The organism is Afipia sp. GW822-FHT04G07 (genome assembly GCF_058800765.1).
The window spans coordinates 2736779-2761892 of sequence record NZ_JBXAMP010000001.1; the positions used below are offsets into that span (position 1 = coordinate 2736779).

General features: G+C 61.7%; 27 protein-coding genes. 15 read left to right on the plus strand and 12 right to left on the minus strand.

Features of this window, described 5'->3' with window-relative positions; genetic code table 11:
• Window positions 1-96 precede the first annotated feature (96 nt).
• Window positions 97-519 carry a protoporphyrinogen oxidase HemJ gene (hemJ, locus tag AC1RKJ_RS13355; protein ID WP_492791433.1) on the minus strand — a complete coding sequence of 141 codons (423 nt, stop codon included), beginning with the start codon at window positions 517-519 and terminating at the stop codon, window positions 97-99.
• Between the two features lie 540 nt (window positions 520-1059).
• On the opposite strand from hemJ, the gene AC1RKJ_RS13360 reads away from it, so the two are divergent.
• The 4 genes from AC1RKJ_RS13360 to dnaQ are packed head-to-tail and all read left to right on the plus strand — an operon-like array spanning window position 1060 to window position 3841.
• Window positions 1060-1890: a pyruvate, water dikinase regulatory protein gene (locus tag AC1RKJ_RS13360; protein ID WP_492791434.1), complete on the plus strand. Its 831-nt coding sequence runs from the start codon at window positions 1060-1062 to the stop codon at window positions 1888-1890.
• Window positions 1891-1895: 5 nt separating this feature from the next.
• Window positions 1896-2504, plus strand: a complete 609-nt coding sequence (locus tag AC1RKJ_RS13365; RefSeq protein ID WP_492791435.1) for a Maf family protein — start codon at window positions 1896-1898, stop codon at window positions 2502-2504.
• A gap of 14 nt (window positions 2505-2518) precedes the next feature.
• Window positions 2519-3118 carry a dephospho-CoA kinase gene (gene coaE, locus AC1RKJ_RS13370; RefSeq protein WP_492792735.1) on the plus strand — a complete coding sequence of 200 codons (600 nt, stop codon included), beginning with the start codon at window positions 2519-2521 and terminating at the stop codon, window positions 3116-3118.
• 24 nt (window positions 3119-3142) lie between these two features.
• Complete coding sequence (gene dnaQ / locus AC1RKJ_RS13375) at window positions 3143-3841, plus strand: DNA polymerase III subunit epsilon (protein WP_492791436.1); 699 nt, start codon at window positions 3143-3145, stop codon at window positions 3839-3841.
• 25 nt (window positions 3842-3866) lie between these two features.
• On the opposite strand, the gene secB is transcribed toward dnaQ, so the two are convergent.
• Window positions 3867-4352 (minus strand): protein-export chaperone SecB, encoded by a 486-nt coding sequence (gene secB, locus AC1RKJ_RS13380; RefSeq protein WP_492791437.1) that lies wholly within the window; start codon window positions 4350-4352, stop codon window positions 3867-3869.
• A gap of 396 nt (window positions 4353-4748) precedes the next feature.
• Between secB and AC1RKJ_RS13385 the strand changes: the two genes are divergently transcribed.
• Genes AC1RKJ_RS13385 through AC1RKJ_RS13395 form a run of 3 tightly spaced genes read left to right on the plus strand, consistent with a single transcriptional unit; the run spans window position 4749 to window position 7739 of the window.
• A complete protein-coding gene (locus AC1RKJ_RS13385) occupies window positions 4749-5447 on the plus strand; it encodes a Tim44/TimA family putative adaptor protein (protein WP_492791438.1) in 699 nt (232 codons plus the stop codon).
• On the plus strand, window positions 5425-7158 hold the full coding sequence (mltA, locus tag AC1RKJ_RS13390; RefSeq protein ID WP_492791439.1) for a murein transglycosylase A: 1734 nt from the start codon (window positions 5425-5427) through the stop codon (window positions 7156-7158). Before AC1RKJ_RS13385 ends, mltA begins: the two co-directional genes overlap by 23 nt.
• On the plus strand, window positions 7155-7739 hold the full coding sequence (locus AC1RKJ_RS13395; protein WP_492791440.1) for a Smr/MutS family protein: 585 nt from the start codon (window positions 7155-7157) through the stop codon (window positions 7737-7739). Before mltA ends, AC1RKJ_RS13395 begins: the two co-directional genes overlap by 4 nt.
• 9 nt (window positions 7740-7748) lie before the next feature.
• Here AC1RKJ_RS13395 and hslU read toward each other — a convergent pair whose 3' ends face one another.
• The 3 genes from hslU to hslV all read right to left on the minus strand — a co-directional run bounded on the left by hslU (window position 7749) and on the right by hslV (window position 10274).
• Window positions 7749-9050, minus strand: coding sequence for an ATP-dependent protease ATPase subunit HslU (gene hslU / locus AC1RKJ_RS13400; protein ID WP_492791441.1), 1302 nt, complete (start codon window positions 9048-9050; stop codon window positions 7749-7751).
• A 64-nt stretch (window positions 9051-9114) separates the two neighbouring features.
• Window positions 9115-9726 carry a DUF2585 domain-containing protein gene (locus tag AC1RKJ_RS13405; RefSeq protein ID WP_492791442.1) on the minus strand — a complete coding sequence of 204 codons (612 nt, stop codon included), beginning with the start codon at window positions 9724-9726 and terminating at the stop codon, window positions 9115-9117.
• On the minus strand, window positions 9723-10274 hold the full coding sequence (gene hslV, locus AC1RKJ_RS13410) for an ATP-dependent protease subunit HslV (protein ID WP_492791443.1): 552 nt from the start codon (window positions 10272-10274) through the stop codon (window positions 9723-9725). Before hslV ends, AC1RKJ_RS13405 begins: the two co-directional genes overlap by 4 nt.
• Window positions 10275-10469: 195 nt before the next feature.
• On the opposite strand from hslV, the gene hisB reads away from it, so the two are divergent.
• From hisB to coaA, 7 genes are all read left to right on the plus strand, one after another.
• Entirely contained in the window at window positions 10470-11063 is a 594-nt protein-coding gene (hisB, locus tag AC1RKJ_RS13415; RefSeq protein WP_492791444.1) for an imidazoleglycerol-phosphate dehydratase HisB, read from the plus strand.
• 119 nt (window positions 11064-11182) lie between these two features.
• Window positions 11183-11677 carry a DUF2628 domain-containing protein gene (locus AC1RKJ_RS13420; RefSeq protein WP_492791445.1) on the plus strand — a complete coding sequence of 165 codons (495 nt, stop codon included), beginning with the start codon at window positions 11183-11185 and terminating at the stop codon, window positions 11675-11677.
• Window positions 11674-12324, plus strand: a complete 651-nt coding sequence (gene hisH / locus AC1RKJ_RS13425; protein WP_492791446.1) for an imidazole glycerol phosphate synthase subunit HisH — start codon at window positions 11674-11676, stop codon at window positions 12322-12324. Before AC1RKJ_RS13420 ends, hisH begins: the two co-directional genes overlap by 4 nt.
• The gene (gene hisA / locus AC1RKJ_RS13430; RefSeq protein WP_492791447.1) at window positions 12321-13061 is read left to right on the plus strand and encodes a 1-(5-phosphoribosyl)-5-[(5-phosphoribosylamino)methylideneamino]imidazole-4-carboxamide isomerase; all 741 of its coding nucleotides are present in this window, start codon (window positions 12321-12323) and stop codon (window positions 13059-13061) included. Before hisH ends, hisA begins: the two co-directional genes overlap by 4 nt.
• A complete protein-coding gene (gene hisF, locus AC1RKJ_RS13435) occupies window positions 13061-13837 on the plus strand; it encodes an imidazole glycerol phosphate synthase subunit HisF (RefSeq protein ID WP_492791448.1) in 777 nt (258 codons plus the stop codon). Before hisA ends, hisF begins: the two co-directional genes overlap by 1 nt.
• A gap of 69 nt (window positions 13838-13906) precedes the next feature.
• Window positions 13907-14230: a phosphoribosyl-ATP diphosphatase gene (locus AC1RKJ_RS13440; protein ID WP_492792736.1), complete on the plus strand. Its 324-nt coding sequence runs from the start codon at window positions 13907-13909 to the stop codon at window positions 14228-14230.
• 54 nt (window positions 14231-14284) lie between these two features.
• Window positions 14285-15241, plus strand: coding sequence for a type I pantothenate kinase (gene coaA, locus AC1RKJ_RS13445; protein ID WP_492791449.1), 957 nt, complete (start codon window positions 14285-14287; stop codon window positions 15239-15241).
• A gap of 74 nt (window positions 15242-15315) precedes the next feature.
• On the opposite strand, the gene olsB is transcribed toward coaA, so the two are convergent.
• From olsB to AC1RKJ_RS13465, 4 genes are all read right to left on the minus strand, one after another.
• Window positions 15316-16374 (minus strand): l-ornithine N(alpha)-acyltransferase, encoded by a 1059-nt coding sequence (olsB, locus tag AC1RKJ_RS13450; protein ID WP_492791450.1) that lies wholly within the window; start codon window positions 16372-16374, stop codon window positions 15316-15318.
• Window positions 16375-16481: 107 nt separating this feature from the next.
• Window positions 16482-18737 (minus strand): ATP-binding protein, encoded by a 2256-nt coding sequence (locus tag AC1RKJ_RS13455; protein WP_492791451.1) that lies wholly within the window; start codon window positions 18735-18737, stop codon window positions 16482-16484.
• A gap of 136 nt (window positions 18738-18873) precedes the next feature.
• Window positions 18874-19338: a hypothetical protein gene (locus AC1RKJ_RS13460; protein WP_492791452.1), complete on the minus strand. Its 465-nt coding sequence runs from the start codon at window positions 19336-19338 to the stop codon at window positions 18874-18876.
• Window positions 19339-19511: 173 nt separating this feature from the next.
• Entirely contained in the window at window positions 19512-21050 is a 1539-nt protein-coding gene (locus AC1RKJ_RS13465) for a YifB family Mg chelatase-like AAA ATPase (protein ID WP_492791453.1), read from the minus strand.
• A 288-nt stretch (window positions 21051-21338) separates the two neighbouring features.
• Here AC1RKJ_RS13465 and AC1RKJ_RS13470 point away from each other — a divergent pair, with 288 nt between their 5' ends.
• Window positions 21339-22004 (plus strand): hypothetical protein, encoded by a 666-nt coding sequence (locus AC1RKJ_RS13470; protein ID WP_492791454.1) that lies wholly within the window; start codon window positions 21339-21341, stop codon window positions 22002-22004.
• 65 nt (window positions 22005-22069) lie between these two features.
• Here the strand turns inward: AC1RKJ_RS13470 and AC1RKJ_RS13475 are convergent, their stop codons facing one another.
• The 3 genes from AC1RKJ_RS13475 to gshB form a co-directional block, all read right to left on the minus strand.
• On the minus strand, window positions 22070-23038 hold the full coding sequence (locus AC1RKJ_RS13475) for an MBL fold metallo-hydrolase (RefSeq protein ID WP_492791455.1): 969 nt from the start codon (window positions 23036-23038) through the stop codon (window positions 22070-22072).
• A 152-nt stretch (window positions 23039-23190) separates the two neighbouring features.
• A complete protein-coding gene (locus AC1RKJ_RS13480; RefSeq protein WP_492791456.1) occupies window positions 23191-24033 on the minus strand; it encodes a hypothetical protein in 843 nt (280 codons plus the stop codon).
• 107 nt (window positions 24034-24140) lie between these two features.
• The gene (gene gshB, locus AC1RKJ_RS13485; protein WP_492791457.1) at window positions 24141-25082 is read right to left on the minus strand and encodes a glutathione synthase; all 942 of its coding nucleotides are present in this window, start codon (window positions 25080-25082) and stop codon (window positions 24141-24143) included.
• Between the last annotated feature and the right edge of the window lie 32 nt (window positions 25083-25114).

Genomic DNA, 25114 nt, shown 5'->3' on the forward strand with positions numbered 1-25114 from the left:
CATCCGCCTGCGTTCGGTGGGATGAGGCGAATATAGAAAATCGTCCGGCTTCACGCAAGGACGCTATTGCTGGTCTGGAAAACCCATTAAGCCCTGCTAGAAGGGTTTAACGATCACCAGAACGACAATCGCGATCATCAGGACCGTCGGTATTTCGTTGATAATACGGTAGAATTTCTGACTTCGGGTGTTTTTATCTTCGGCAAAATCCCGCACCCGGGCGCTGAAAAAGCCATGAACCCCGGACAGGACCAGCACCAGTGCGAACTTCGCGTGAAACCAGCCGGACAAATACCAGTTGCCCTGCCAAGCCAGCCACAATCCAGCCAGCCAGGTCACACCCATCGCCGGATTGATGATCGCCTTGAGCAGCCGCCGTTCCATCACCTTGAAGGTTTCGGACTGTTTCGAGCCGATCTCGGCTTCACAATGATAGACGAATAGCCGCGGCAGATAGAGCATTCCCGCCATCCAGGAGATGACGGCAATCACATGCAGCGCTTTGATCCATTCGTACATCGCTTCGCTCTATCGCCTTTTCTTTTCTGCCAAGCCTGTCGTCGCTCGAAAAACAGTTTCCTCAAATTCAATTGGAGGAACTCTTTTTCGCTGAGACCGTTGAGCAGCATCGACAGATGACGTGAGACGAGACCTTTCCGCAAGCATGACTTCCTTAAAGAATCATTTTTAGATTCTTAGGTTTGAGTCAGTGTGGCGGTGATTAGCGTCCGCGCAATTTTCTCCCGTCTTTATCCAGCGACCGTCCACATGCCGCCGCTTTATACCCACTCATGAAGGACATCCGGTCGAGGGCAAATAGGCCGATAGATTCAACCGCTTGCGCATTGCCGGCCCGGCATTATCCCAAGACAAATCCACACAAGCCCGCTACCATCCAATCCGAGGCTGGATTTCATCCCGAAATCAGTCCTGTGAATTCATTGGCGGGTTATCCCGGGTGGTGCCGCCCCTTGCGTAAATAAACAGTGAAATGCCCACAGCAACACACATCTATCCACAGCAGTCGGGCGGATAAAATACGGGAATCGACACCACAGAATGCCTACGTCCCGCAGCTATTTTCATCTTCACATGATTTCCGATTCGACGGGTGAGACGCTGATCACTGTCGCGCGGGCAGTGGCTGCGCAGTATTCCAACGTGTCGCCGGTCGAGCATGTCTATCCGCTGGTGCGCAGCCAGAAGCAGCTCGATCGTGTGCTGGCGGAGATCGAGGAAGCGCCAGGCATCGTTCTCTTCACGCTGCTCGAGAAGGATCTGGTCGAGCGGCTCGAAGCCAAATGTCAGGAAATCAACATCCCGAGTCTGTCGATCATCGGCCCGGTGATGCAATTGTTTCAGGCCTATCTCGGTACCGAAACGTCGAGACGGGTCGGCGCACAGCACACGCTTAACGCCGAGTATTTCAAGCGCATCGACGCGCTGAATTATTCCATGATGCACGACGACGGTCAGCACGTGGATGGGCTTGAGGAAGCCGACGTCGTTCTCGTGGGGGTGTCGCGCACATCGAAGACACCGACATCGATCTACCTCGCCAATCGCGGCGTGCGCACCGCCAATGTGCCGCTGGTGCCGGGAATCCCGATTCCGCATCAGCTTGAAACATTGACGAAGCCGCTGGTGGTGAGCCTTCATGCGACGCCGGAGCGGTTGATCCAGGTTAGGCAAAATCGCCTGCTCGGCATCGGCAGGGTTGGCGACGATTCCTATATCGATCGCCAGACCGTTGCGGAGGAAGTGGCCTTCGCGCGCAAGCTGAGCGCGAAGTTCGATTGGGCGCAGCTCGATGTCACCCGCCGTTCGATCGAGGAAACCGCGGCCGCGATCATGAAGCTTTTCGCCGATCGTCAGCGTCAGAAGGCCTGATCGCGATGACGCTGTGGCGTGAACAGCAGCCGTTGATCCTTGCATCACAAAGCGCCGTGCGCCGCAGCCTGCTCGCGAACGCGGGCATCGCGGTCGAGACCGTGCCGGCCGATATCGATGAGCGCGCCATCCAGCACAGCTCCGGTCTGAAGAATCCCGGCGAGATCGCTGCACTGCTCGCGGGCAAGAAAGCCCTGTTTGTCTCGATGACGCGTCCCGGGCGGTATATCGTCGGAGCGGACCAGACGCTGGCATTGGGTGAGCAGCTTTTCAGCAAACCTGCGAATCGGGTTGCCGCACAGGCACAAATCGCGCTGCTGTCGGGAGAGACTCATGAACTGCACAGTGCAGTCAGCGTCGTGAAAGACGGCGTTGCGCTGTTTTCTCATGTTAGCGTCGCCCGCATGACCATGCGGCCACTGACGGAAAAAGAAATCGCTGCCTATCTTGATGAAGCCGGTGACGTCGTGACCGCAAGCGTCGGCGCCTATCAGCTGGAAAAGACCGGCGTGCATCTGTTCGCACGCATCGAAGGCGACCACTTTACCATTCTGGGATTGCCGATGCTGCCGTTGCTTGGTTTCTTGCGCAGCCGCGATCTGCTGGCTGTATGACGAAAGAATTGCCGATGCTGTTGCTGGGACTGACGGGTTCGATCGGGATGGGGAAGTCGACCACCGCGAAACTGTTCGAGGAGGCCGGGGTGCCGGTCTACGACGCCGACGCCACCGTGCATAAAGTCTACGAAGGCGAGGCGACGCCCGCGGTCGAAGCGGCGTTCCCCGGCAGCACCGCGAACGGCAGGGTCGACCGGCAGAAGCTGTCGGCCATGGTCGTCAACAATGCCGAGGCCATGAAGCGGCTTGAAACGATCGTGCATCCGATGCTGCGTAGCCATCAGCTCAAGTTCCTGAGCGACGCGGAAAAATCCGGCGCGCCGGTGGCTGTGCTCGATATTCCACTGTTGTATGAGACCGGCGGTGAGGGGCGCGTCGATGCGGTGGTGGTGGTGACCACGACGCCCGAGATCCAGCGCGAGCGCATTCTGGCGCGAGACAATATGACCCCCGACAAGCTGGATGCGATCCTGGCGCGTCAACTTCCAGACGCCGAAAAGCGCAAGCGCGCCGATTTTGTGGTGGACACATCGCACGGCCTGGAGCCGGTGCGGCAGCGGATCGGTGAAATCCTCCGCGAAGTCGTTAAGATGCCGAAACGGCGAACCTGATTCGCTCAACTTGCTGGCGTTCACATGCGCGAAATTGTTCTCGATACAGAAACCACAGGCCTCGATCCGCTGCGCGGCGACCGGCTGGTGGAGATCGGCTGCGTCGAGATGGTCAATCGCATGCCCACCGGGCAGACGTTTCATGTCTATCTCAATCCCGAGCGCGACATGCCGCAGGAAGCCTTCAATGTGCACGGGCTGTCGAGCGAGTTTCTTGCCGACAAGCCGCTGTTCGTGGCGGTGGCGGACGATTTCCTGACATTCATCGCGGACGCGCCGCTGGTCATTCACAACGCGTCGTTCGATATCGGCTTCATCAATGCCGAACTTGCCAAGGTGTCGCGCGCGGCAATTCCGCGTGACCGCCTGGTCGATACGCTGACGCTGGCCCGGCGGAAGCATCCCGGCGTGTCGAACCGGCTCGACGATCTGTGTTCGCGCTATGCCATCGACAATTCCCGCCGCACCAAGCACGGAGCGTTGCTCGACGCGGAACTGCTGGCGGAAGTTTATATCGATTTGATCGGCGCGCGGCAGTCGCAACTGATCCTTGCGGCCGAGGCGCCGCGGGCATTCGGCGCAGGACAAACCGATGCGCCGCGCCGGCAGCGGGAGACGCCGCTTGCCCCGCGCCTCACTGAGGCGGACACCGCCGCGCACGCAGCCTTTGTCGCGACTCTCGGTGGGTTGCCGATCTGGAACGAGTTTTCAAAAGAGTCGTAAGCGAAGCGAGATCGCTTCGCCGTTATCAGCTCGGCTTGCTCTGCTGCTGCTGCTCGGCCTGACGCGCCATGTTCTGGCGGTAGAGGCCGACGAAATCCACCGGATCGAGCATCAGCGGCGGGAAGCCGCCATTGCGCACCGACGATGCGACGATTTCCCGGGCGAACGGGAACAGCAGCCGCGGACATTCAATCATGATCAGCGGATGCAGGTTTTCCTGCTGCACGTTCTGGATGCGGAAAACGCCGGCATAGACCAGCTCGAAACCGAACAGCAAGAAGCTCTCGTTTTCGCCCTTGCCCTCGATGGTCAGCGCGACTTCGTAGTCGTGCTCGGCGACCGCAGTGGCGGTGACGTTGATCTGGATGTTGATCGACGGCTGCTTGTCCTGGGCGGCGAGCGAATTCGGCGAGTTCGGATTCTCGAATGAGAGATCCTTGATGTACTGCGCCAGGACGTTGAGCTGGGGCGGAGCGGAATTCTCGAGAGGAGCGCCGTTGCCGTTGGTCATGAAGATGTCTCTCCGAGAATGTGGAAGCGGGATCGCATAGACGCGCCCCGGTCGGATTGGCCTGCCAAAGCGCGTCGATTGCAGCCAGGGCGGCCCCGGAACAGGCGCACGCCCTTGTCGGGGCGAGTGGCTATCATAGCCTTGCCGCATTCGACAAGGACGATAGACCCATTCTGCTCCGTTTGGGTTGGCCGCAACCGCCAGATCGGGTAGAATCGGCCTAAATCGCGGCTGCGAATGGCTAAAATCCTGCCTTTCGGGCCTTTCAAAGCGCGGCATATAGCGGTGTTGGCTGGGTCGGGTTTCGTGCCTACATGTTGTTGGCAAATGCCTGAGTGACCCATCTCGGGAAGTTTCTCGGGTGACGTGCAGCACCGATCAGAAAGTGAATGCGACGTGGATATTTACACCATCATTTTTCTGGCTTTGGCCGTCTTCATTTTTCTGCGGTTGCGGAATGTGCTGGGACAGCGGACCGGCGACGAGCGCCCGCCATTCGACCGCGCGGCGCGTGATGTTTTGCGGGGCGCTCCCGATAATGTCGTGCCGATGGGGAAGACCATCGATCAGGCGCCGCTGGCGCCGTCGGCGGAACCCACCGTCGCCCCCGACCGCTGGAAGGGAATTGCGGAATCCGGCTCCTCCCTTGCGCGCGGTCTGGACCAGATCGCCGTCACCGATCCCTCGTTCGACGCGCAGCATTTCATTACCGGCGCGAAGAGCGCCTATGAAATGATCGTGCTGGCGTTCGCCAATGGGGACCGCCGTGCGCTGAAGGATTTGTTGTCGTCCGAGGTCTATGAGGGCTTCGAGGCCGCGATCAAGGAACGCGAGCAGCGCAGCGAGAAGGTCGAGACGCGTTTCGCGTCGATCGACAAGGCCGAGATCGTCAATGCCGAGACGAGGGATCGCGCCGCGCAGATCACCGTGCGCTTCGTGTCCCAGATGATTTCGGTCACGCGCGACAAGGACGGCGCTGTCGTCGATGGCAACGCGGAAAAGCTCACCGATGTCACAGATGTCTGGACGTTCGCCCGCGACATCGCTTCGCGCGATCCAAACTGGAAGCTGGTTGGGACGGAAAGCGGACAATAGAAAAAACGCCGTTCCCGGCGCGCGCGCCGGGGCGCTTGGCGCGTGGCTGAGCGCCGGCGCATTCGGATTGCTCGCAACCGTAACGCTCGCCATCGCAGACGCCAAAGCCCGGGATATTCACAGCCGGTCCGTTGAGCATCACGGCGAGCATCATGACGCCGAGAAGCGTGGCCCGGTTCTCTGGCCGCTGGAAATCCCCGAAAGCCAATACGCACCGTTGAAATGGTCCGAGGTCATCGGTTGGGCCGAAGATGATCCGTTGCCGGCATTCAAGACGTTTCGCCTCAGTTGCAAACCGATCGCGGCGCAGAAAACCCCGCTCGCGGACAGCAAGGCCCTCGGCACCTCGTTGCGCGATCCCTGCATCGCGGCCCGCGCCGACGACATTTCCGACAGCGTGAAGGCGCGCGAATTCTTTGAGCGGCATTTCGTGCCGTTGCAGATTTCGCGCATCGGCGAAGACGTTGGTTTTGTCACGGGCTATTACGAACCCATCGTCGACGGGTCCCGCACCCAGACCGATGTCTACAACGTGCCGGTTTACCGTCGCCCGTCGAATCTGTTCGTGCGCGGATTTTCGCAAGCCAGCGCCAGTATGCCCAACAAGGGCAAGGTGTTTCGCAAGATCGGCCGCCGCAAGCTGGTGCCGTATTACGACCGCGGCGAGATCGAGGATGGCGCCATCGCGGGGCGGGGGCTTGAGGTGGTCTGGCTGAAAAGCCAGACCGATCTGCTGTTCATCCAGATCCAGGGTTCGGCGCGGATTCGCCTTGAGGACGGATCGATCGTGCGCATCAACTACGAAGCGCATAATGGTTATCCGTACACGCCAGTCGGCCGCGTGCTCATCGAGCGCAATATCGTGCCGAAAGACCAGATGTCGATGCAGAAGATCCGCGAATACATGGAGCAGAGTCCGGATGCGGCCAAGGAGTTGCGCCGGCAGAACAAGTCCTATGTGTTTTTCCGCGAGGTCACGCTGTCGGCAACCGATGAAGCGGTCGGTGCGCAGGGCGTGCCGCTGACCGCAGGCCGTTCCATCGCCGTCGACAGGAATCTGCATGTCTACGGCACGCCGTTTTTCATCGAAGGCAACCTGCCGATTGAATCCGACACATCGAACACGCCGTTCCGCAAGCTGATGATCGCGCAGGACACCGGCTCCGCCATCATCGGTCCCGCGCGCGCGGATATTTATTTTGGCGCGGGCGCCGACGCGGGCCGCGTCGCCGGCCGGCTGAAAAATCCGGCGCGCTTTACGATGCTGCTGCCGAAAAGTCTCGACCCCGCGCCGCGCGGCAAGACCATGCCGCTGCCGGCGGACCGGCCATCGGCCACCATCGCAAAGCTGTTTCCGCAGACCGATCCGGCGAAGGACGCGCCAAAAGAAGCGTCGAAGGAAATTGCCAAGGACGTCGCCAAGGACGCTCCTGCCAAGGAAACACTCAAAGATACGCCCAAGGATCAGCCAGCTTCCGCGCAGAAGCCTGCTGTGCCGCCGATCGCTCCCGTGACGTCCGCGCCGGTGACGGCTCCCCCTGCGGCCGCTGGCCCAACGGCTGCCGCGCCTGGGCAAGCGCCGGTCGCTCAGGCCGTGCCGCTGCCGGAATCGCGTCCGAAGGCGGCGCCGGAGGCGGCTCCCACAGCGGCGGTGAAATCCGAGAAGCCCCGCCGTTCGCGCCATTATCGCCGCAGCCGTCATCGCCAATGAAGCGCCCGCCGGTTCTTGATCCGCCACAAGTCACGCGCCGCAAGCGCGCGTTGAGCAATGAAGAACGTGAGTTGTGGGAAGCCGTCGCGAAACAGGCGAAGCCGCTGCGCAAGCGCGCGCGTCCAGTGAAAGGCTCAGTAGCCCAGGTTGTCGAGGAAAAACCCGCTGCTGCAAAACCGATAACGCTGCCGAAGTCTCCGGCAGCGGTTCGGAAAATTCCAGCTGCGCCCGCCGTGCCGCCGCTTGCGCCGCTGGGACGGCGCGAGCGTTCGCAGCTTTCACGCGGCAGAAAAGATATCGACGCGCGGCTCGATCTGCACGGCATGACGCAGGTCAAGGCGCATCGCGTGCTGCTGAACTTTCTGCACCACGCGCACGAGAGTGGCATGACGTTCGTTCTCGTCATCACCGGCAAGGGCCGCACGGTGGGTCCGGAATCCGAGCGCGGCGTGCTGCGCCGTCAGGTGCCGCAGTGGCTTAGCCTGCCCGAATTTCGCGGCTTTGTGGTCGGCTTCGAGGAAGCCCACATCGGCCACGGCGGCGAGGGCGCGCTTTATGTGCGGGTGAGGCGGGCGCGGTAACGCGCGCCGCTACAAAATAAACCGGCTGAGATCCGCGTTCTTCGCCAGATCCCCGACATGCGCCTTCACATAATCGGCGTCGATGCGAATGGTCTCGCCATTGCGGTCGGGCGCGACGAATGAAATCTCGTCCAGCACCCGCTCCATCACGGTCTGCAAGCGCCGCGCGCCGATATTCTCGATGGTTGAGTTCACCGCGACCGCGACATCGGCCAGCGCGTCGATGGCGTCGTCGGTGATGTCGAGCGTGACGCCTTCGGTCAGCATCAGCGCCACATACTGCTTGATGAGAGACGCTTCCGGCTCGGTCAGGATCCTGCGCATGTCGTCGCGAGTCAGCGCCTGCAATTCGACGCGGATCGGCAGGCGGCCCTGCAATTCCGGCAGCAGGTCCGAGGGCTTGGCGATGTGGAACGCGCCGGACGCGATGAACAGGATGTGGTCCGTCTTCACTGCGCCGTGCTTGGTGGAGACGGTGGTGCCTTCAATCAGCGGCAGCAGATCGCGCTGCACGCCCTCGCGCGACACGTCGCCGACCCGCGCGCCCTCGCGCACGCAGATCTTGTCGATTTCGTCGAGAAAGACGATGCCGTTGTTTTCCACCGCCTGGATGGCTTCCTGCGTGAGCTGGTCGCTGTCGAGCAGCTTGTCGCTTTCCTCGTTGACCAGCAGCTCGTGGGAATCCGCAACGGTCAGCCGTCGCGTCTTGGTGCGCCCGCCCATCTTGCCGAAAATGTCGCCGATGTTGATCGCGCCGATCTGCGCGCCGGGCATGCCGGGAATCTCGAACATCGGTGCGCCGCCGGACGACTGCGTCTCGATCTCGATTTCCTTGTCGTTCAGTTCGCCCGAGCGCAGCTTCCTGCGAAACGAATCGCGCGTCGCGGCACTTGAGTTTGCGCCGACCAGCGCATCGAGCACGCGTTCCTCGGCGGCGAGTTGCGCGCGTGCCTGCACGTCCTTGCGCTTGCGTTCGCGGGTTTGCAGGATCGCGACCTCCACCAGATCGCGGACGATCTGTTCGACGTCGCGGCCGACGTAGCCGACCTCAGTAAACTTGGTGGCTTCGACCTTGAGGAAGGGTGCATTGGCAAGCCGCGCCAGCCGCCGCGCGATCTCGGTCTTGCCGACGCCGGTGGGCCCGATCATCAGGATGTTTTTCGGCAGCACTTCTTCGCGCAGCGATCCGGTCAGTTGCTGCCGCCGCCAGCGATTACGCAGCGCGATGGAGACCGCGCGCTTGGCGTCGGACTGGCCAACGATGAAGCGGTCGAGTTCGGAAACGATTTCGCGGGGAGAAAAGTCTGTCATGGCTCTTAGCTATTGTTGAATGGGTCGAACGGCAAGCGGTGATACGAGTGTCAGAACCGGATCACTAGATGATCGGCGGGCCGCCCTGCCATTGCCGGATCGCATCGAACGGGTGGATCAGCATGATGATGTTCAGCGTCAGGTTGTCGCGGATGTGCAGGCCGACGGCGATTTCGAACACGATCGCGATCAGCACCGTCGCGATCAACGGCAATTTTCGCGCGGCGATGAAGCCGGCGATCATCGCCAGCGTGTCGGATAGCGAATTGACGATGCTGTCGCCGTAATAGTCGAGCGAGATCGTTCCCGCGCGATAGCGCTCGATGATGAGCGGGGAGTTTTCCAGCAGCTCCCAGCCGCCTTCGATCAGCATCGCGATCAGAAGACGTGCAATCCATGACACGCGCGGTAGCAGCAGCCATGTCAGGCCGTAGAACAGGAAGCCGTGAATGATATGGGAGAACGTGTACCAGTCGGCGATGTGCTGCGAGTTCTCCGAACTCAGCACCACGCCGTGCCAAAGTTTGACGTATCCGCAGGTACAGATCGGCACGCGGCCCATGCCGTAAAGGATGGCCGCCTGCAACAGAAGCAGCGATGCCGCGATGATGAATCCCTGGCGCGGCGACAGCCCCGACCTCGCAGATGAAGCCGCCTGGTCCGCCGTGGTGCTCATGCGGTCAGCGTTTCGATCGTGACATTGCGATTGGTGTAGACGCAAATGTCGGCGGCAATGTCGAGCGCGCGGCGCACGATGGTCTCGGCATCCTTGTCGGAATCCGCCAGGGCGCGCGCGGCAGCCAGCGCATAATTGCCACCGGAGCCGATCGCCATCACGCCATGCTCCGGCTCCAGTACGTCGCCGGTTCCGGTCAGCACTAGCGAAACGTCCTTGTCGGCGACGATCATCATGGCTTCGAGGCGGCGCAGATAGCGATCCGTGCGCCAGTCCTTCGCGAGTTCGACCGCGGCGCGGGTCAACTGGCCCGGATACTGCTCGAGCTTGCTTTCCAGCCGCTCGAACAAGGTGAAAGCGTCAGCCGTTGCCCCGGCGAACCCGCCGATGACGTCGCCCTTGCCGAGCTTGCGGACCTTTTTGGCGTTGGATTTGATGACCGTCTGGCCAATGGAGACCTGCCCGTCGCCGCCGATGACCACCTTTCCGCCCTTACGGACCGTGAGAATCGTCGTGCCGTGCCAGATTTCGGGCTGTGATGCTTGCATGGAGACCTCTGTTAACTTCCCTGATCTAGGCACGCGCGGGACCGGATGCAAATGACCGGTGGCCATACTGAATTCCGGTCACCATATCTGAAAACTCAGGCGAAATTCGCCCCATCCCGCAGTAGCGAAGGCGTCATACGCCTGTTAAAAGGACGCTCTTTTCCAGAGTTCTGAGGCGTTCGGAGAGCACTTTTCATGCGCACGGCCACCATCAAGCGCAAGACCAAGGAAACCGACATCATGGTGTCGGTCAATCTGGACGGCACCGGCATATCCAACATCGCGACCGGGATCGGATTCTTCGATCATATGCTGGACCTGCTGGCGCGGCATTCGCGCATCGATATCACCGTGCAGGCCGACGGTGATCTCCACATCGATTACCATCACACGACGGAAGATGTCGGCATCGCGCTCGGGCAGGCTGTGAAGCAGGCGCTCGGCGACATGAAGGGCATCACCCGCTATGCCAGCATCCACATGCCGATGGACGAGACGCTGTCGCGTGTCGTGATCGATATTTCGGGGCGGCCTGTACTGGTGTTCAAGGCGGAGTTCCCGCGCGACAAGATCGGCGAATTCGATACCGAGCTGGTGCGCGAGTGGTTCAACGCCTTCGCGATCAATGCCGGCGTCACGCTGCATGTTGAGACGCTGTATGGTGAGAACAATCACCATATCGCCGAGTCATGCTTCAAGGGCCTCGCGCGTGCGTTGCGCGCGGCGGTCGCGATCGATCCGCGTGCTGCGGGCGAGGTGCCTTCCACCAAGGGCCAGCTCGGCGGCTAACTCTTAAACGCAGCGCATGCCGGTCATGCACTGCCGTTCACTTTTGAACCCAGGGCCGAAGCCCGATCTGTAAGTCGAATTTGCAGATCGGACCCGAACGAGGTTCCGGAGAACGATCAATGGCGATTTACACGGTTCACGCTCCGGCGAGCTATTACGGCAACGATGTTCGCACGGTGCCGGACAAGCTGGTGTTCGTGCGTGACGGATTTTACTTTTGGGCTTTCGTCGCTGCGATCCTCTGGCTGATTTGGCACCGGCTCTGGCTGGCGCTGCTTGGCTATGTGGTGATTTCGGTTGCCGCTGAAATTGCGTTGTCGGCGCTCGGCATCGGGTCCGGCGCGCGGCTTCTGGTGATGGCTGTGTTTGCGCTGCTGGTCGGGCTCGAGGCCGGATCGCTGCGCCGCTGGAAGCTGTCGCGGGGCAAATGGCGTCAGCTCGATATTGTGACGGCAGATTCGGAAGAAGCCGCCGAACGGCGCTTCTTCGAGCGCTGGAATGCAAAGACAGCGCGCAACGTAACTGCTTCGCCGCCGCCTCTGCCTCGCGCATCGCTGGCGCAGCCGCAGCACGGCGTGATCGGCCTGTTTCCCGAACCCGGAGCGCCGCGTTGAGCGTTGCCATCATCGACTACGGCTCAGGCAATCTGCACTCGGCGGCGAAGGCCTTCGAGCGCGCGACGCGCGGGATGGAGCAGCCGCAAAAGATTGTCGTGACCCGCGATCCCGACACGGTGTTCCGCGCCGATCGCATTGTTTTGCCCGGCGTCGGCGCATTCGCAGATTGCCGCAAAGGCCTCGATTCGCTGAACGGCATGGTCGAGGCGATGACGGAAGCGGTGCGCGACAAGGCCAGACCCTTTTTCGGAATCTGCGTCGGGATGCAACTGATGGCGACGCAGGGCAAGGAATACGTCACCACGCCGGGCCTCGACTGGATCGCGGGCGATGTGGTGAAGATTTCGCCGAACGAAGAGAACCTGAAAATCCCGCACATGGGATGGAACACGCTCGATCTGGTGCGAGAACATCCGGTGCTTGAGCGGTTGCCGTTGGGAGACAAAGGCCGCCACGCTTATTTCGTGCACTCGTATCACCTCAACGCGGTGAACGAAGCGGACGTCATCGCGCGGGCCGACTACGGCGGACCGGTGACGGCGATTGTCGGCAAAGACACCGCCATCGGCACGCAGTTTCACCCCGAGAAAAGCCAGCGCTTCGGTCTCGCCCTGATTTCAAATTTTCTGAAGTGGAAGCCGTGATTCTATTTCCCGCTATCGATCTCAAGAACGGCCAATGCGTCCGCCTCGAACAGGGCGACATGGCGCGCGCAACCGTGTTCAACCTCGATCCGGCCGCGCAGGCCAAAACCTTCGAGACGCAGGGCTTTGAGTACCTTCACGTGGTCGACCTTGACGGCGCGTTTGCCGGCAAGCCGGTGAATGCGCAAGCTGTCGAGAGCATGTTGAAGGTTGTGAAATTCCCGGTGCAGCTCGGCGGCGGCATTCGCGATCTCGCAACCATTGAAGCCTGGCTCGGCAAGGGCATCCGCCGCGTCATCATCGGCACCGCAGCCGTGCGCGATCCAGCGCTGGTGAAGGAAGCCGCGAAGAAATTTCCGGGCCGGGTTGCGGTGGGTCTCGATGCGCGCGACGGCAAGGTCGCGGTCGAGGGCTGGGCGGAAACCTCGACCGTCACTGCTTTGGAAATAGCTCAGCGCTTTGAGGATGCCGGAGTCGCGGCGATCATCTTCACCGACATCGCGCGCGACGGATTGCTCAAGGGCCTCAACCTCGATGCGACCATTGCGCTGGCTGAAGCGATCTCTATTCCGGTGATCGCGTCAGGCGGTTTCGCGTCCATCGACGATGTGAAGGCGCTGCTGGAGCCGCGCGCCAAAAAACTCGAAGGCGCGATCTCGGGCCGCGCGCTGTACGACGGGCGCATCGATCCGGGCGAGGCATTGAAGCTCATTCGCAACGCACGGGCGGCTGCCTGATGTTCAAGGTTCGCGTCATTCCCTGTCTCGACGTCAAGGACGGCCGTGTCGTCAAGGGCGTCAACTTCGTCGATCTGCGCGACGCCGGTGATCCCGTCGAGGCAGCGATTGCCTATGACGCGGCGGGGGCGGATGAACTTTGCTTCCTCGACATCACCGCGACTCATGAGAACCGCGGCACTATTCTCGACGTGGTCCGCCGTACCGCGGAAGCCTGCTTCATGCCGCTGACCGTCGGCGGCGGCGTGCGTACCGTGGACGACATCCGCACGTTGCTGAACTACGGCGCCGACAAGGTCTCGATCAACTCGGCGGCGGTCAGCCGGCGTGAGTTCGTGAAAGAGGCGGCGGAGAAATTCGGCGACCAATGCATCGTCGTCGCTATCGACGCCAAGAGCGTCAAACGCGCCGGCGGCGGGTCGCGCTGGGAGATATTCACCCACGGCGGGCGCAACTCCACGGGTATCGACGCCATCGAATACGCGCAGGAAGTGGTCTCGCTGGGCGCGGGCGAAATCCTTTTGACCTCGATGGATCGCGACGGCACGCGGCAAGGTTTCGATATTCCGCTGACCCGCGCCATTTCCGATAGCGTGAAGGTTCCTGTCATCGCCTCGGGCGGCGTCGGCAATCTCGATCATTTGGTGGCGGGCATTCGCGAGGGCCACGCGACCGCTGTGCTGGCCGCGTCGATCTTCCATTTTGGCGAATTCACCATCCGGCAGGCCAAGGACCATATGGTCCGCGCCGGGCTGCCGATGCGCCTGGATACCTAATTCCAAATACCTGAATCCGCTCAACACTTTGCGCTCCCCGGCCGGAGCTGGACCTGATAGAAGCCGATGATGACCCGTTTCACGATCCACGACTTGGCAGCCACCATCGACGCCCGCGCGGCTTCCGGAGGTGAGGCGTCGTATACCCGCAAGTTGCTCGACAAGGGCACCGATCATTGCGCCAAGAAACTGGGCGAGGAGGCGGTCGAAACCGTCATCGCCGCCGTCGAGAATAACCGCGACCATCTGATTGCTGAGAGCGCCGATCTGGTCTTCCACCTTCTGGTGCTGCTGAAGTCGCGCGGCATTACCCTTGCGGAAGTTGAAGACGTGCTGGCGCAGCGGACGCAGATGTCGGGACTTGAAGAGAAAGCGGCGCGTAGGCGCGAGTGAAACATTTCCGGCCGGCGCAGGGACGCGCGCGGGCCGGGCAGGAGGAAATGGCTCATGGATGTGAGAGCCGAACCGGTTCAGTACAATCCCTATCGCGTTTTCTCGCGCGCGCAGTGGGCCGCGTTGCGCGACGACATGCCGATGACGCTGACCGCCGAGGAAATCGCGCGGATGCATTCGATGCATGACCGCCTCGACATCAAGGAGGTCGAGGAAATCTATCTGCCGCTGTCACGCCTGCTGTCGTTCTATGTCGCCGCGGCGCAGCGGCTGTTCGTGGCGCAGCGCCACTTTCTCGGCATCGAAGACCGCAAGATGCCCTACATCATCGGCGTCGCGGGATCGGTGGCGGTCGGAAAGTCCACCACCGCGCGCGTGCTGCAGGCACTGTTGGCGCGCTGGTCGCCGCGGCCCAAGGTCGATCTCGTCACCACGGACGGCTTCCTGTTTCCGAACGAGATTCTGGAACGTGAAGGCCTGATGCAGAAGAAGGGCTTTCCCGAAAGCTACGATCTTCCTGCGCTGCTGAGCTTTCTTTCCGACATCAAGGCCGGACGGCGCCCTGTCCGCGCCCCGGTTTATTCGCATTTGACTTACGACATCATTCCAAACGAGGGCGTCGAGATCGACCGGCCCGACATCCTGATCGTCGAAGGCGTGAATGTGTTGCAGACCGGACGCTTGCCGCGCGACGGCAAGGCCATTCCCTACGTGTCGGACTTCTTCGACTTCTCGGTCTATATCGATGCGGAGGAGCCGATCCTGCGTGAATGGTATGTGGAGCGCTTTCTGACCCTGCGCGACACGGCGTTCCGTGACGAGCGGTCCTACTTCAACCGGTACGCAAAACTCTCCGACAAGGAAGCGACCGAAAAGGCGCTGTCGCTCTGGACGACGATCAACCTCGTCAACCTCGAGGAAAATATTCTGCCGACCCGTCCGCGCGCGACGCTTATCCTGAAAAAGGGCAGCGACCACATCATCGAGACGGTTCAGTTGCGGCGGTTGTAGAGCGCGACACCGAGTTCGTCGCGTCGCTTTATTTCAGTATGGTCTGTTCCGAAAACCGGTTCCACCTTTCGGGATCATGCGGCGTGACGCGTGGCGTCAATGCCGAAATGATCGAGATAGCGCCCGCTGATCGCCGACACCGGCATCATGATCAATACGTCGGTGGTGCCGAACTGATGATCGATCACCGCGCCGTCGCCGACGAACGCGCCGACCCGCAGATAGCCCTTGATGAGTGGCGGCAACATGCGCAGCGCCGCCTTGGTGTCGATATTGTCCTTCGCGATCCGGTTCATCTCGACGCGGCGCGAGGCATGTGCGCTGGCGCGCCAGCCTTCGGGGGCCGAGGCGAAGTGATGCAGGAACGACAGCGGCAGCGCGAGGCGATCGGGGTCGGTGCCCTCGAAGCTCGCGCATCCGATCATGACATCGAGATTATGCCGGCGCACATAACTCCACACGCCATGCCACAAAAGCTCGACGGTGCGCTTGGTGCGGTAGGGCGGCAGCACGCAGGAGCGGCCGAGCTCGAGAAATTTCAATCCGGCCTGCCGTTCCATCAGGCCTGAAATGTCGAACTCGTCGGCGGTGTAGAAACCGCCATGCTTTTCGGCGGCGTCCTGGCGTAACAGGCGATAGGTGCCGACCACCGGCTGCTTGCCGCTCAGGGTCGGCTTGGCCGCATGGTCGATGACCAGCAGGTGATCGCAGATCTTGTCGAACGCATCTTTGTCGCGCTGCGCGAGCATGGTCGCGGCGTCGGCAATTGCGGAGCCGTCCTTATAGAACACCTTGTAGCGCAGCTTCTGCGCGCGCTTCACATCGCCCTTGGTTTGCGCGAGGCGCACTTCAAGCGAGCCGATTCTGCCGAGCGACGGTGACGGTGGTTGCAGCGCCGGCAGAATATTCGGAATGGCGTCGCCGCGCAGGCTTGCGTGCAGCAGGTTCGGCATCAGCCATGTCGCAGCGGCCGATGCCGCCGACTTCGCATTGCGGGGCCGGAGCATCTGGACCAGCGCATGTCGGCGAAATGCATCAAGCGGGTTTTGAGCGGCAACACGCTCAAGCGGCTGGCGTGCGGTCAATCTTGCAGTGACATCCGGCGTCGTGCCAGCCGGTTTGTTGCCGTCCATGGCGTCCTCGCGGCCGCGCGCATTGATTCGCCAAGCGCGGCCTGACGCATCAATAATCACGGTCGTGATACGGATTTATGACATCGACGGCCGCTGCGCGGCCGCGCTTACGCGGCGATTGTCCGCGACGCGGGAAGCGCCGCCAGCGCATCCGTCAGCTTGTCGCGATCGAGCGGCTTGACGAGAAAGCCATCCATTCCCGCTTCGAAACATGCATAGCGATCGTCCACCAGCGTGTTCGCTGTCAGCGCCAGAATCGTGGTTCGCCGTGAACTGCGGCCCGCCTCATGCGCGCGAATTCGCTTGGTCGCGGCGATGCCGTCGAGCTTCGGCATCTGGACGTCCATCAGCACCACATCGTAGGGCGCGCCGGCGCTGTCCGCGGCGAGCCACGATTCAAGGGCCTGTTCGCCATCGGTAGTGATGACGGGGCGATGACCGAGACGTGTCAGCAGCGAACGGATCAGCAGCGCGTTGATCTCGTTGTCTTCGGCGACAAGAATGGAAAGCATGCCTGACGATGCATTGCGGGACGTGGGGAATTCAGGCGCGTCCGCCAGTTGCACCTCGCCCTCGGGCAACTCCGGCACAAGTGCCGCGCCTGCAGCCGTCAATCGCTCGGCGAGCGAAGCCGCGCGCAACGGCTTCACGAGATAGCCGGTGAACAGCGCCATCATCGATGGCGCGATGCTGCGCCGCGCCGCCGGGGTGAACATCGCGATCCGGTGGGTCGCATGGCGCATCGCCGCCTCGCCCAGTTCCTGCATCTGCGCGTCGCCGCTCATGCAATCCACGAGAATGGCGTGCCACGACCGCTCGGGCAGCAAGGCAATGGCGATGGAGGCATCCGCCACCGTGCAGGTCTGCGCCCCCCATCGCTCCAGACGCCGCGCGATCAACGAGGCTTCGATGGTCTGCGGCCCGACCAGCATGACCGATTTGTTCGCAAGGTCCGGCGCGTGGAATGCCGGGATGCTGTCGCCCTGATCGGCCACGAGCGGAATCGAGAATTCAAAGGTCGCGCCGTCGCCCTCGGCGCTCTCCAGCGTGATGCGTCCGCCCATGCGCCGGACGATGCGGTCGCTGATGCTGAGTCCAAGCCCGGTGCCGCCGTAGTTGCGCGCGGTGCCGTCGGATGCCTGCTCGAACTCGCGGAAGATCCGTTGCTGCGCTTCGGGCGCAATGCCGATCCCGGTGTCACGCACGAGGAAGCTGATTTCACCGGGCCAGATTCCGGGTTCGACGATCAGGGCGACACCACCCGCGGGCGTGAACTTGATGGCGTTGCCTGCCAGATTGAGCAACACCTGCCGCAGGCGCGCGGCGTCGCCAACGACAGTCTGCGGCACGCGCTCGTCGACATAGGACGCGATCTCAAGGCTGCGTGCCTGCGCGCGCGGCGCGAGCAGTTCGGTGATTTCCTCGATCATCGCGGCCAGCGCAAACGGACGATGTTCTAGATCGATCTTGCCGGCCTCGATCTTGGAAAAATCCAGCAACTCGTCGATCAGCGCCATCAAGGCGTCGCCGGAGGTCTTCACGGCCTTTGCATAGGTGACTTGTTCCGCCGTCAGCGGCGTGTCGAGCAGCAGGTTGCTCATGCCGATGATGCCGTTCAGCGGCGTGCGGATTTCATGCGACGCCATGGCGAGGAATTTCGATTTCGCCCGGTTCGCCGTGTTTGCGAGGTCGCGCGCTTCGGCAAGCGCACGCTCGGTCTCGGCGCGGTCCGTCACGTCGCGGCCGACGCACTGCACGTCGGCGGGCCGGTTGGCGTCGCTGCGAATCAGGCCTTCCCGCCAGGCGATCCATCGCGGGCCGAGGGGGCTGTCGATCTTCTGGTCGTGAACCCGCGTTCCGTTCGGCTCGACGGCTGCAGCGCCTTGTTCCAATACCGGCAGCGTGAAGCGCGTGCCGATCAGGACACTCCGCGGCTTGTTGGCGAGCGTGCAATAGGCGTCGTTGACCGACGTGATAAGGCCGTCGCTGTCGCGCAGGACGATCAGGTCGCTTTGGGATTCGAATAGACTGCGCGCGTGCTCCTCCGAACCCTTCAGTTCCCAGTTGCGATCGGCCAGCGCTTCATTGTGCATCTCGATCTTGCGCATCTTCTTTCGCAGCCAGCGCATCCGCATGCTCAGCGTCGCGAGCGCAAGACAAGCCAGCGCGAACAGAAAGCTCGCGCCGATAGCGAAAGCCTGGGGATCGTAGCCCGACGACTCGCCCCGGCTTCCCGACATGAAGCCGTAAGCCCCGCCGAAGGTGGCGGAGAAGATCATGAAGGAGCGGATGATGAAACTGATTCGAGGATATCGGCGCGCCAGACGGCGGAGTCGCGATCGGATGCGTAAAGCCCGCAGCATGGTTGTCCGCTCCGCTGTTGGAAGGCGCGTCTGGCCGGTCGGCGGAAGAATGTGTTCAGGATGTTTCGAAGTGTTTGAAGCGCCGGCGGATCGTCGGCGCCGATACAAACGTGGCTAACGAGACGTTAACGAGAGATTACGTCGCGCTATCGGCCAGATGCGTGCGGCGGCCCGCGCTTACCACAAGTGCTGCGGCGTCGCGCGCGCTGAAGGTCCGCGATTGCACGAAGATCCGGTAATCCGCACCGGCGTTTTCCGACAGGTAAATCACCGGTTCCGACGCGGAGACGCGATCCGCGATGCTGACGAAGGACGTCTCGGGTGTGACGGCGCAGCTTTCGTCGTCGGCCGTGCGGGTGTCGTCGATCACGGTGAAGTCGGCCATTTCGGGGCTGTCGACGATCTGCACGCGCACCGTCGCAAGTGCCGGATTGTCGGTGAAACTGACGTGGAGGGGATTCTGCCAGGGCGCGGTCGCGATCTGCATCGAGGCGCGTCCGAGGGCGATGCAGGGTCTCGCGCTCGGAACGATCTCGCCGCCGGCCACCACGCCGGCAAGGACCAAAGGTACGACCGAGGCGAGAATTTTCACACGCAACATGGAACGCCACTCACAGCAACAAGACCCGACGACAGGATCGCGCGGACCACCTGACCGGCGGTCCGGATCATGCGCCACAGCAGCCGCGACAGGGCCGCTTATGGTTCCTGAAGTGTAAAGAGAGATCGTTACGGAAGCGTTTCTTGGAACTGTTCTTGGAACCGGTTTTGGCGTCAGGCCGCGCGGCGCAGGTCTTCCGCCAGCACGCGATAGGATAGCGCCTCGGCGAGATGCAGTCGTCCGATGGTGTCCGCGCCATCGAGATCGGCAAGCGTACGCGCCACCCGCAGCACGCGGTGATAGCCGCGCGCCGACAGCCGCATGGTCTCGGCGGCATCGCGCAACAGTTTTTGTCCCGGCGCATCGGGCCGCGCGATCTCTTCCAAAATCGCAGCCGGTGCTTCCGCGTTGGTGCGGATATGCGGCAGGCCCAACGCGCCGTAGCGTGCGATTTGAATCGCGCGGGCCGCAGCGACGCGCGCGGCGACGTCCGCAGAGCCTTCCGCAGGCGCGGGCAGAATCAGATCGGAGGCAGCGACCGCCGGAACTTCGATCCGCAGATCGATGCGGTCCATCAGCGGGCCGGAAATGCGTCCCTGATAATCCGCCGTGCAGCGATCGATCCGGCCGCGCTTGCAGGAATAGCCGGGTTCGTAAGCGTGACCGCAGCGGCAGGGATTCATCGCCGCCACCAGCATGAAGCGCGCCGGATACGTCACGCGATGATTGGCACGCGACACCGCGATCTCGCCGTTCTCCAGCGGCTGACGCAGCGAATCCAGCACCCGCGCATCGAACTCCGGCAACTCGTCGAGAAACAGAACGCCGTTATGCGCCAGCGAAATCTCGCCGGGCCTGGCGCGGATTCCGCCGCCGGTCAGCGCAGCCATGCTGGCCGAGTGATGCGGCGCGCGGAACGGACGCCGCGCCGTCAGCGCGCCGCCTTCGATTTCGCCCGCAACGGACGCGATCATCGAAATCTCGAGCAGTTCGGCCGGCGACAGTGGCGGCAGGATCGACGGCAATCTTGCTGCGAGCATGGATTTGCCTGAGCCGGGCGATCCGATCATCAGCAGGTGATGGCCGCCGGCCGCGGCGATTTCGAGCGCGCGCTTGGCGCTTTCCTGACCCTTGATGTCGCGAAGGTCGAGCGATGCGATCTGCCGCTCGGTGATTTTCGGTTCGGGACGCGACAAGACTTGCGTGCCCTTGAAGTGGTTGGCGATCTGAATCAGCGATGCCGCCGCCACGATCTGGATGTCGGGGCTGGCCCATGCCGCTTCCGCGCCGCAGGCCGCGGGACAAATCAATCCCTCGTCGCGCGCGTTGGCGCCCATGGCGGCCGGCAGCACGCCCGCAACGGGCGCGATCGATCCGTCGAGACCGAGTTCGCCCAGGACCGTAAAGCCTGACAGCGCGTCAGGCGGGATTGCGCCGATGGCGGCCATCAGCCCGAGCGCGATGGGAAGATCGTAGTGACTGCCTTCCTTGGGCAGATCCGCCGGTGCGAGATTGACCGTGATTCGCCGCGCCGGCAGCGCAAGACCTGACGCAATCAGCGCCGAGCGCACCCGCTCACGGGCTTCGGACACGGCCTTGTCCGGCAGGCCGACAATGGTGAAGGCTGGCAACCCCGGCGCGACCTGAACCTGCACGTCCACCGCGCGGGCTTCGATGCCTTCAAATGCCACCGTGGAAACGCGCTGAACCATAGCTCCCCCGCCCCGTGGGAAAGCCTAGCAGGAACGGAGGTACGCGCAAGAACATTTAGGGAACAGGCAGAACGGTCTTTTTGAAAGGGACGCTTGGAAACACGGCCCAAAAGTGACACCGATTTTGAAATATTCGTCCAAGTATAAATTGTATTGATTAAAATAAATCAGAATATATTTGCCAATTTTAGTTTTCCTTTTATCCTTAACCAAGGATTAATACATAGATATACTAGCGCCGAATTCTATTTACCTTGTTTTCGTAGCCCGAATTCAAGGAACAAGAAAATGACCAGCCTGTTTCGCCGGTTTCTGCCTCTGACGTTGTTGTTGCTGCTGGCGATACTGGCGAACGATTTTTCCCCCCGATCGGCTGCGGTCGCCGGGACGGACGATCCCGAGGTCGCTCACAGCAACAGGGCGCATCGGCCTCAGCGGCTGATCCATGGCGCGAGGGTGAACTGTCCGCGTCCTGCGCCGGCTGCGGAGCCGCTCGATCCTCCGACCACGTCTTCATTGTCGCGCGCGCAAAAATTTTCGGCGGGCGAGCACTTCAAGGAAAATATCGCGCCCTCTGCCGACGTCAGGATCGCATGGCTCGGTGCGACCTTCATGCGCCGCTTTGTCATCAAGATCGAAGATGCGGACGGCGAAACGGTGCTTCAGTTTCACACGCTGCTCCGGCCGTCGCGCGATCACCACATCATTGCTGAACTCGAAGATCGGCATGAGACCCGTCTCGCCGATCTGTGGTGTCTGCTGAAAATCCAGGCCAGCGGCGAACCCGGAACGCTCCTGACCGATGCGCTCCCGAATATTTTTTATGTGCGCGACAGTTCAGGTCTGCTCGGCGCCGTCGATGCCGTCTGGGGAGGTGCCGGGTGGGAGATCGGCGCAAGTCCGATCGACGGCGAGCGGATGTGGCCTGTCGGGGTGCGCGTGATGTCGCGCTGAGAGCTGCGTGCGGCTCGACTGAGGGATCGCGGCAGCGAGCAGTTTGCCCGCTGCCGCTTTTATCTTCAGAGGTTCATGATCATTGGCTCGGCGATGTAGCGGAAGCCGTCGCCGGTCTTCACCACATGGCCGTATCCGGGCCACGCGAAGTGATACGACATCACAGCCGTCTTGTTGGCCGCGAGCATGTCGAGCATCTTGACCCTTGTCGCCGCCGCCATCTTGGGATCGGAATCGTAGGCGAACTCCATCCGCGGACGTTCCAGCAGCAGCACTTGATGGTGGGTGAGGTCGCCGAGGAAGGCGAACGATTTTCCCTCCGACTGGATCATGAACATGTGGTGGCCGAAGGTGTGGCCGGGCGCCGCGATGGCGGTCACGCCGGGCAGGAATTCCTGATCGTCCTTGAAGAACACGATGCGGTCGCGCACCGGCATCAGGTTTTTCCGGGCGTGAACGATGAAGTCCTTCAGCGGGCCGTCCATCTTCTTTTCATCGGTCCAGAAGTCCAGATCGGCCTGGCTGATGTAAACCTGCGCGTTCGGGAACAGCGGCTTGCCGCCTTCGTCGACGATGCCGCCGATATGATCGATATGGGCATGCGAGCAAACAATGGCGTCGACGTCTTCCGGCTTGAGTCCGGCTTCTGTGATGCTCTTCTGCAGGCGTCCAGTCGTCGGCCCGAACAGCTTCGACGTGCCCATGCCGGTGTCGAACAGAACTACCCGGTCTCCGAAATTCACGATCGGCGCGTTCTGTTCGAGAATGACGTTGCTGGTGCTGAGAAAATTATCCGCCAGCATCTTCTGTACGTCTTCCTTGGGCACGCCGACGAACGTGCCGGACGGATCACCGAGCGGAAGCGGCCCGTCGGACACCACCGTCACCTCCGCGCCGCCGAGCTTGAAGCGATGAAAGTAGGGAGCCTGCGTACCGAGCTTTGGCGCACGCGCCAGCGCGTCACGGCTCATCATCGTTGCAGTAAGTCCGGCACCGAGAGCAAGGAGAGATCGTCGCGAAACATCGATCGTCATGCGTTCCTCCATTGGCTTTTGTTGTTCGTCGCCTGCAGTGGCCGGATTATGAAGCCGGTATCCACGAGCTGGCAAGGAGCGGCGCAACAGCGGGCGCTTGCGCGCGATGCGTTTGCAGCATGACGACGCCTCGAGTTGATATCTAAGAGAAATCAATCCTGACGGGCGTGGGCGTGGATGCGGCTGTCCGGAACCAGCGTCGCTTCGTTTGCGTCGAGCCTGCCGGGCTTGGGCGAGAGGCGCAGCCCGAACACATGCGGAAAACGCATAATCTCGACGTCGAATTCTGCGGTGGTCACCGGCGTCACCGCGGCGGCCGATTTCGGTGCGTAGAGTCGGCCCCAGATATCGACGCCGGAAAATTGCGGAAGTTGGGTCAGGCGCAAGTTGCCGATACTGCCGTCGAAATTCAGAAGCTGCCGGGCGCGATCGTTCATCATCACGACCCAGCCGTCGACCGCATGGCCGACATCATTCGTAATCGGCGACGCGATCACCATGGCGTCCGGCGCGGTGCGGAACAAATGCTCATAGACTTCGAGCTGATAGCTGATCAATTCCGAATAGATCACCAGCATCACGGTGCTTTCGGTGATCCTGATCGGCAGCACCAGCCGCTGCCAGACCTGGCCGCTCTGCGAGCGCCCGCCCGTGTAACGGATAAAGGAAGGAGCCATGCGCCTGGCAACCTGGCGATAGACCTCGCCGAACTCATCCTTGAGAGGATTGGTCAGTTGCGAGAGCAGGCAGCCCCCGAGCTTCTCGGGCGAGGCGGCCTGGATGGCTTCGCCGACGTAGATATAGGCAAAGTCGTCGCCGACACTCACCATGTGGATGGAGTTGGCGCGCAGCCTGTAGCTGCATTCCTCGGTCAGGCGCTGGACCGTCAATTCGTTGGTATCGTTGAGAGTTTTCCACTTCGCCCACAGAAATTCCATCGCGGCTGTCGCCAGCTCGCGTGGAATCGATGTGCCGTTGAAAACTTCAAGCGCCATTCAAGCAACCGTCCGGTGCAAAACCGCAGTTTGATCAGCCGCGGATCCGGGTCCGTCAATCAAATTGGCAGAAAGTGGTCAGCAATTGATTAAATGACAGGCTCGCATCACGCACGCTTGGCTGCGATGACATCCCAGATTTTCGCTGCCACATCGGGGCCGCCGAGCTTTGCGATGGCGCGGATGCCGGTCGGCGAGGTGACGTTGATTTCCGTCAGATGGCCGTCAATCACGTCGATGCCGACGAACAGCAGGCCGCGTTCGCGCAGGGCGGGCTTCAGCCGCTCGCAGATTTCGCGCTCGCGCGGCGACAAGTCGGTCGCCTTTGCGGCCCCGCCGCGCACCATGTTGGACCGCAGATCGTCCGCCGCCGGCACGCGATTGACGGCGCCCGCGAATTCACCATCGACCAGAATGATGCGCTTGTCGCCGTGCTTCACTTCAGGAAGGAAGCGCTGGATCACCCACGGCTCGCGGAACGTCACCGCGAACATGTCGTAGAGCGAGCCGAAATTCATGTCCTGCGGCGTGACGCGAAACACCGCCGCGCCGCCATGGCCGTAAAGCGGCTTCATCACCACGTCGCCTTGCTCGGCGCGGAATGCGTTGATCTCGTCCTTGTCACGCGAAATGAGAGTCGGCGGCATCAGGTCGGCGAACTCCATCACGAAAATCTTTTCGGGGGCGTTGCGCACGCTGGCCGGATTGTTCACCACGAGCGTTTTCGGATGGATGCGCTCAAGGTAATGCGTGGTGGTGATATAGGCGAGGTCGAACGGCGGATCCTGCCGCAGCAAAACCACGTCGAAGGATTCCAGATCGACGCGGCTGGCGTCACCCAGGGTAAAGTGATCGCCTTCCTGATCGCGAACCGTCAGCGGCTGTACGCTCGCGACCAGTTGCTTGCCCTTCAGGGACAGTTTTTCAGGCGTGTAATACGACAGCGCATGGCCGCGCTTTTGCGCTTCAAGCAACAGGGCAAACGTCGAGTCGCCGCGAATGTTGATCCGCGCGATGGGGTCCATCTGGACGGCGACTTTCAGCTTCATGCTCTAATTCCGTTTGTTGACTTGCGGCGGCA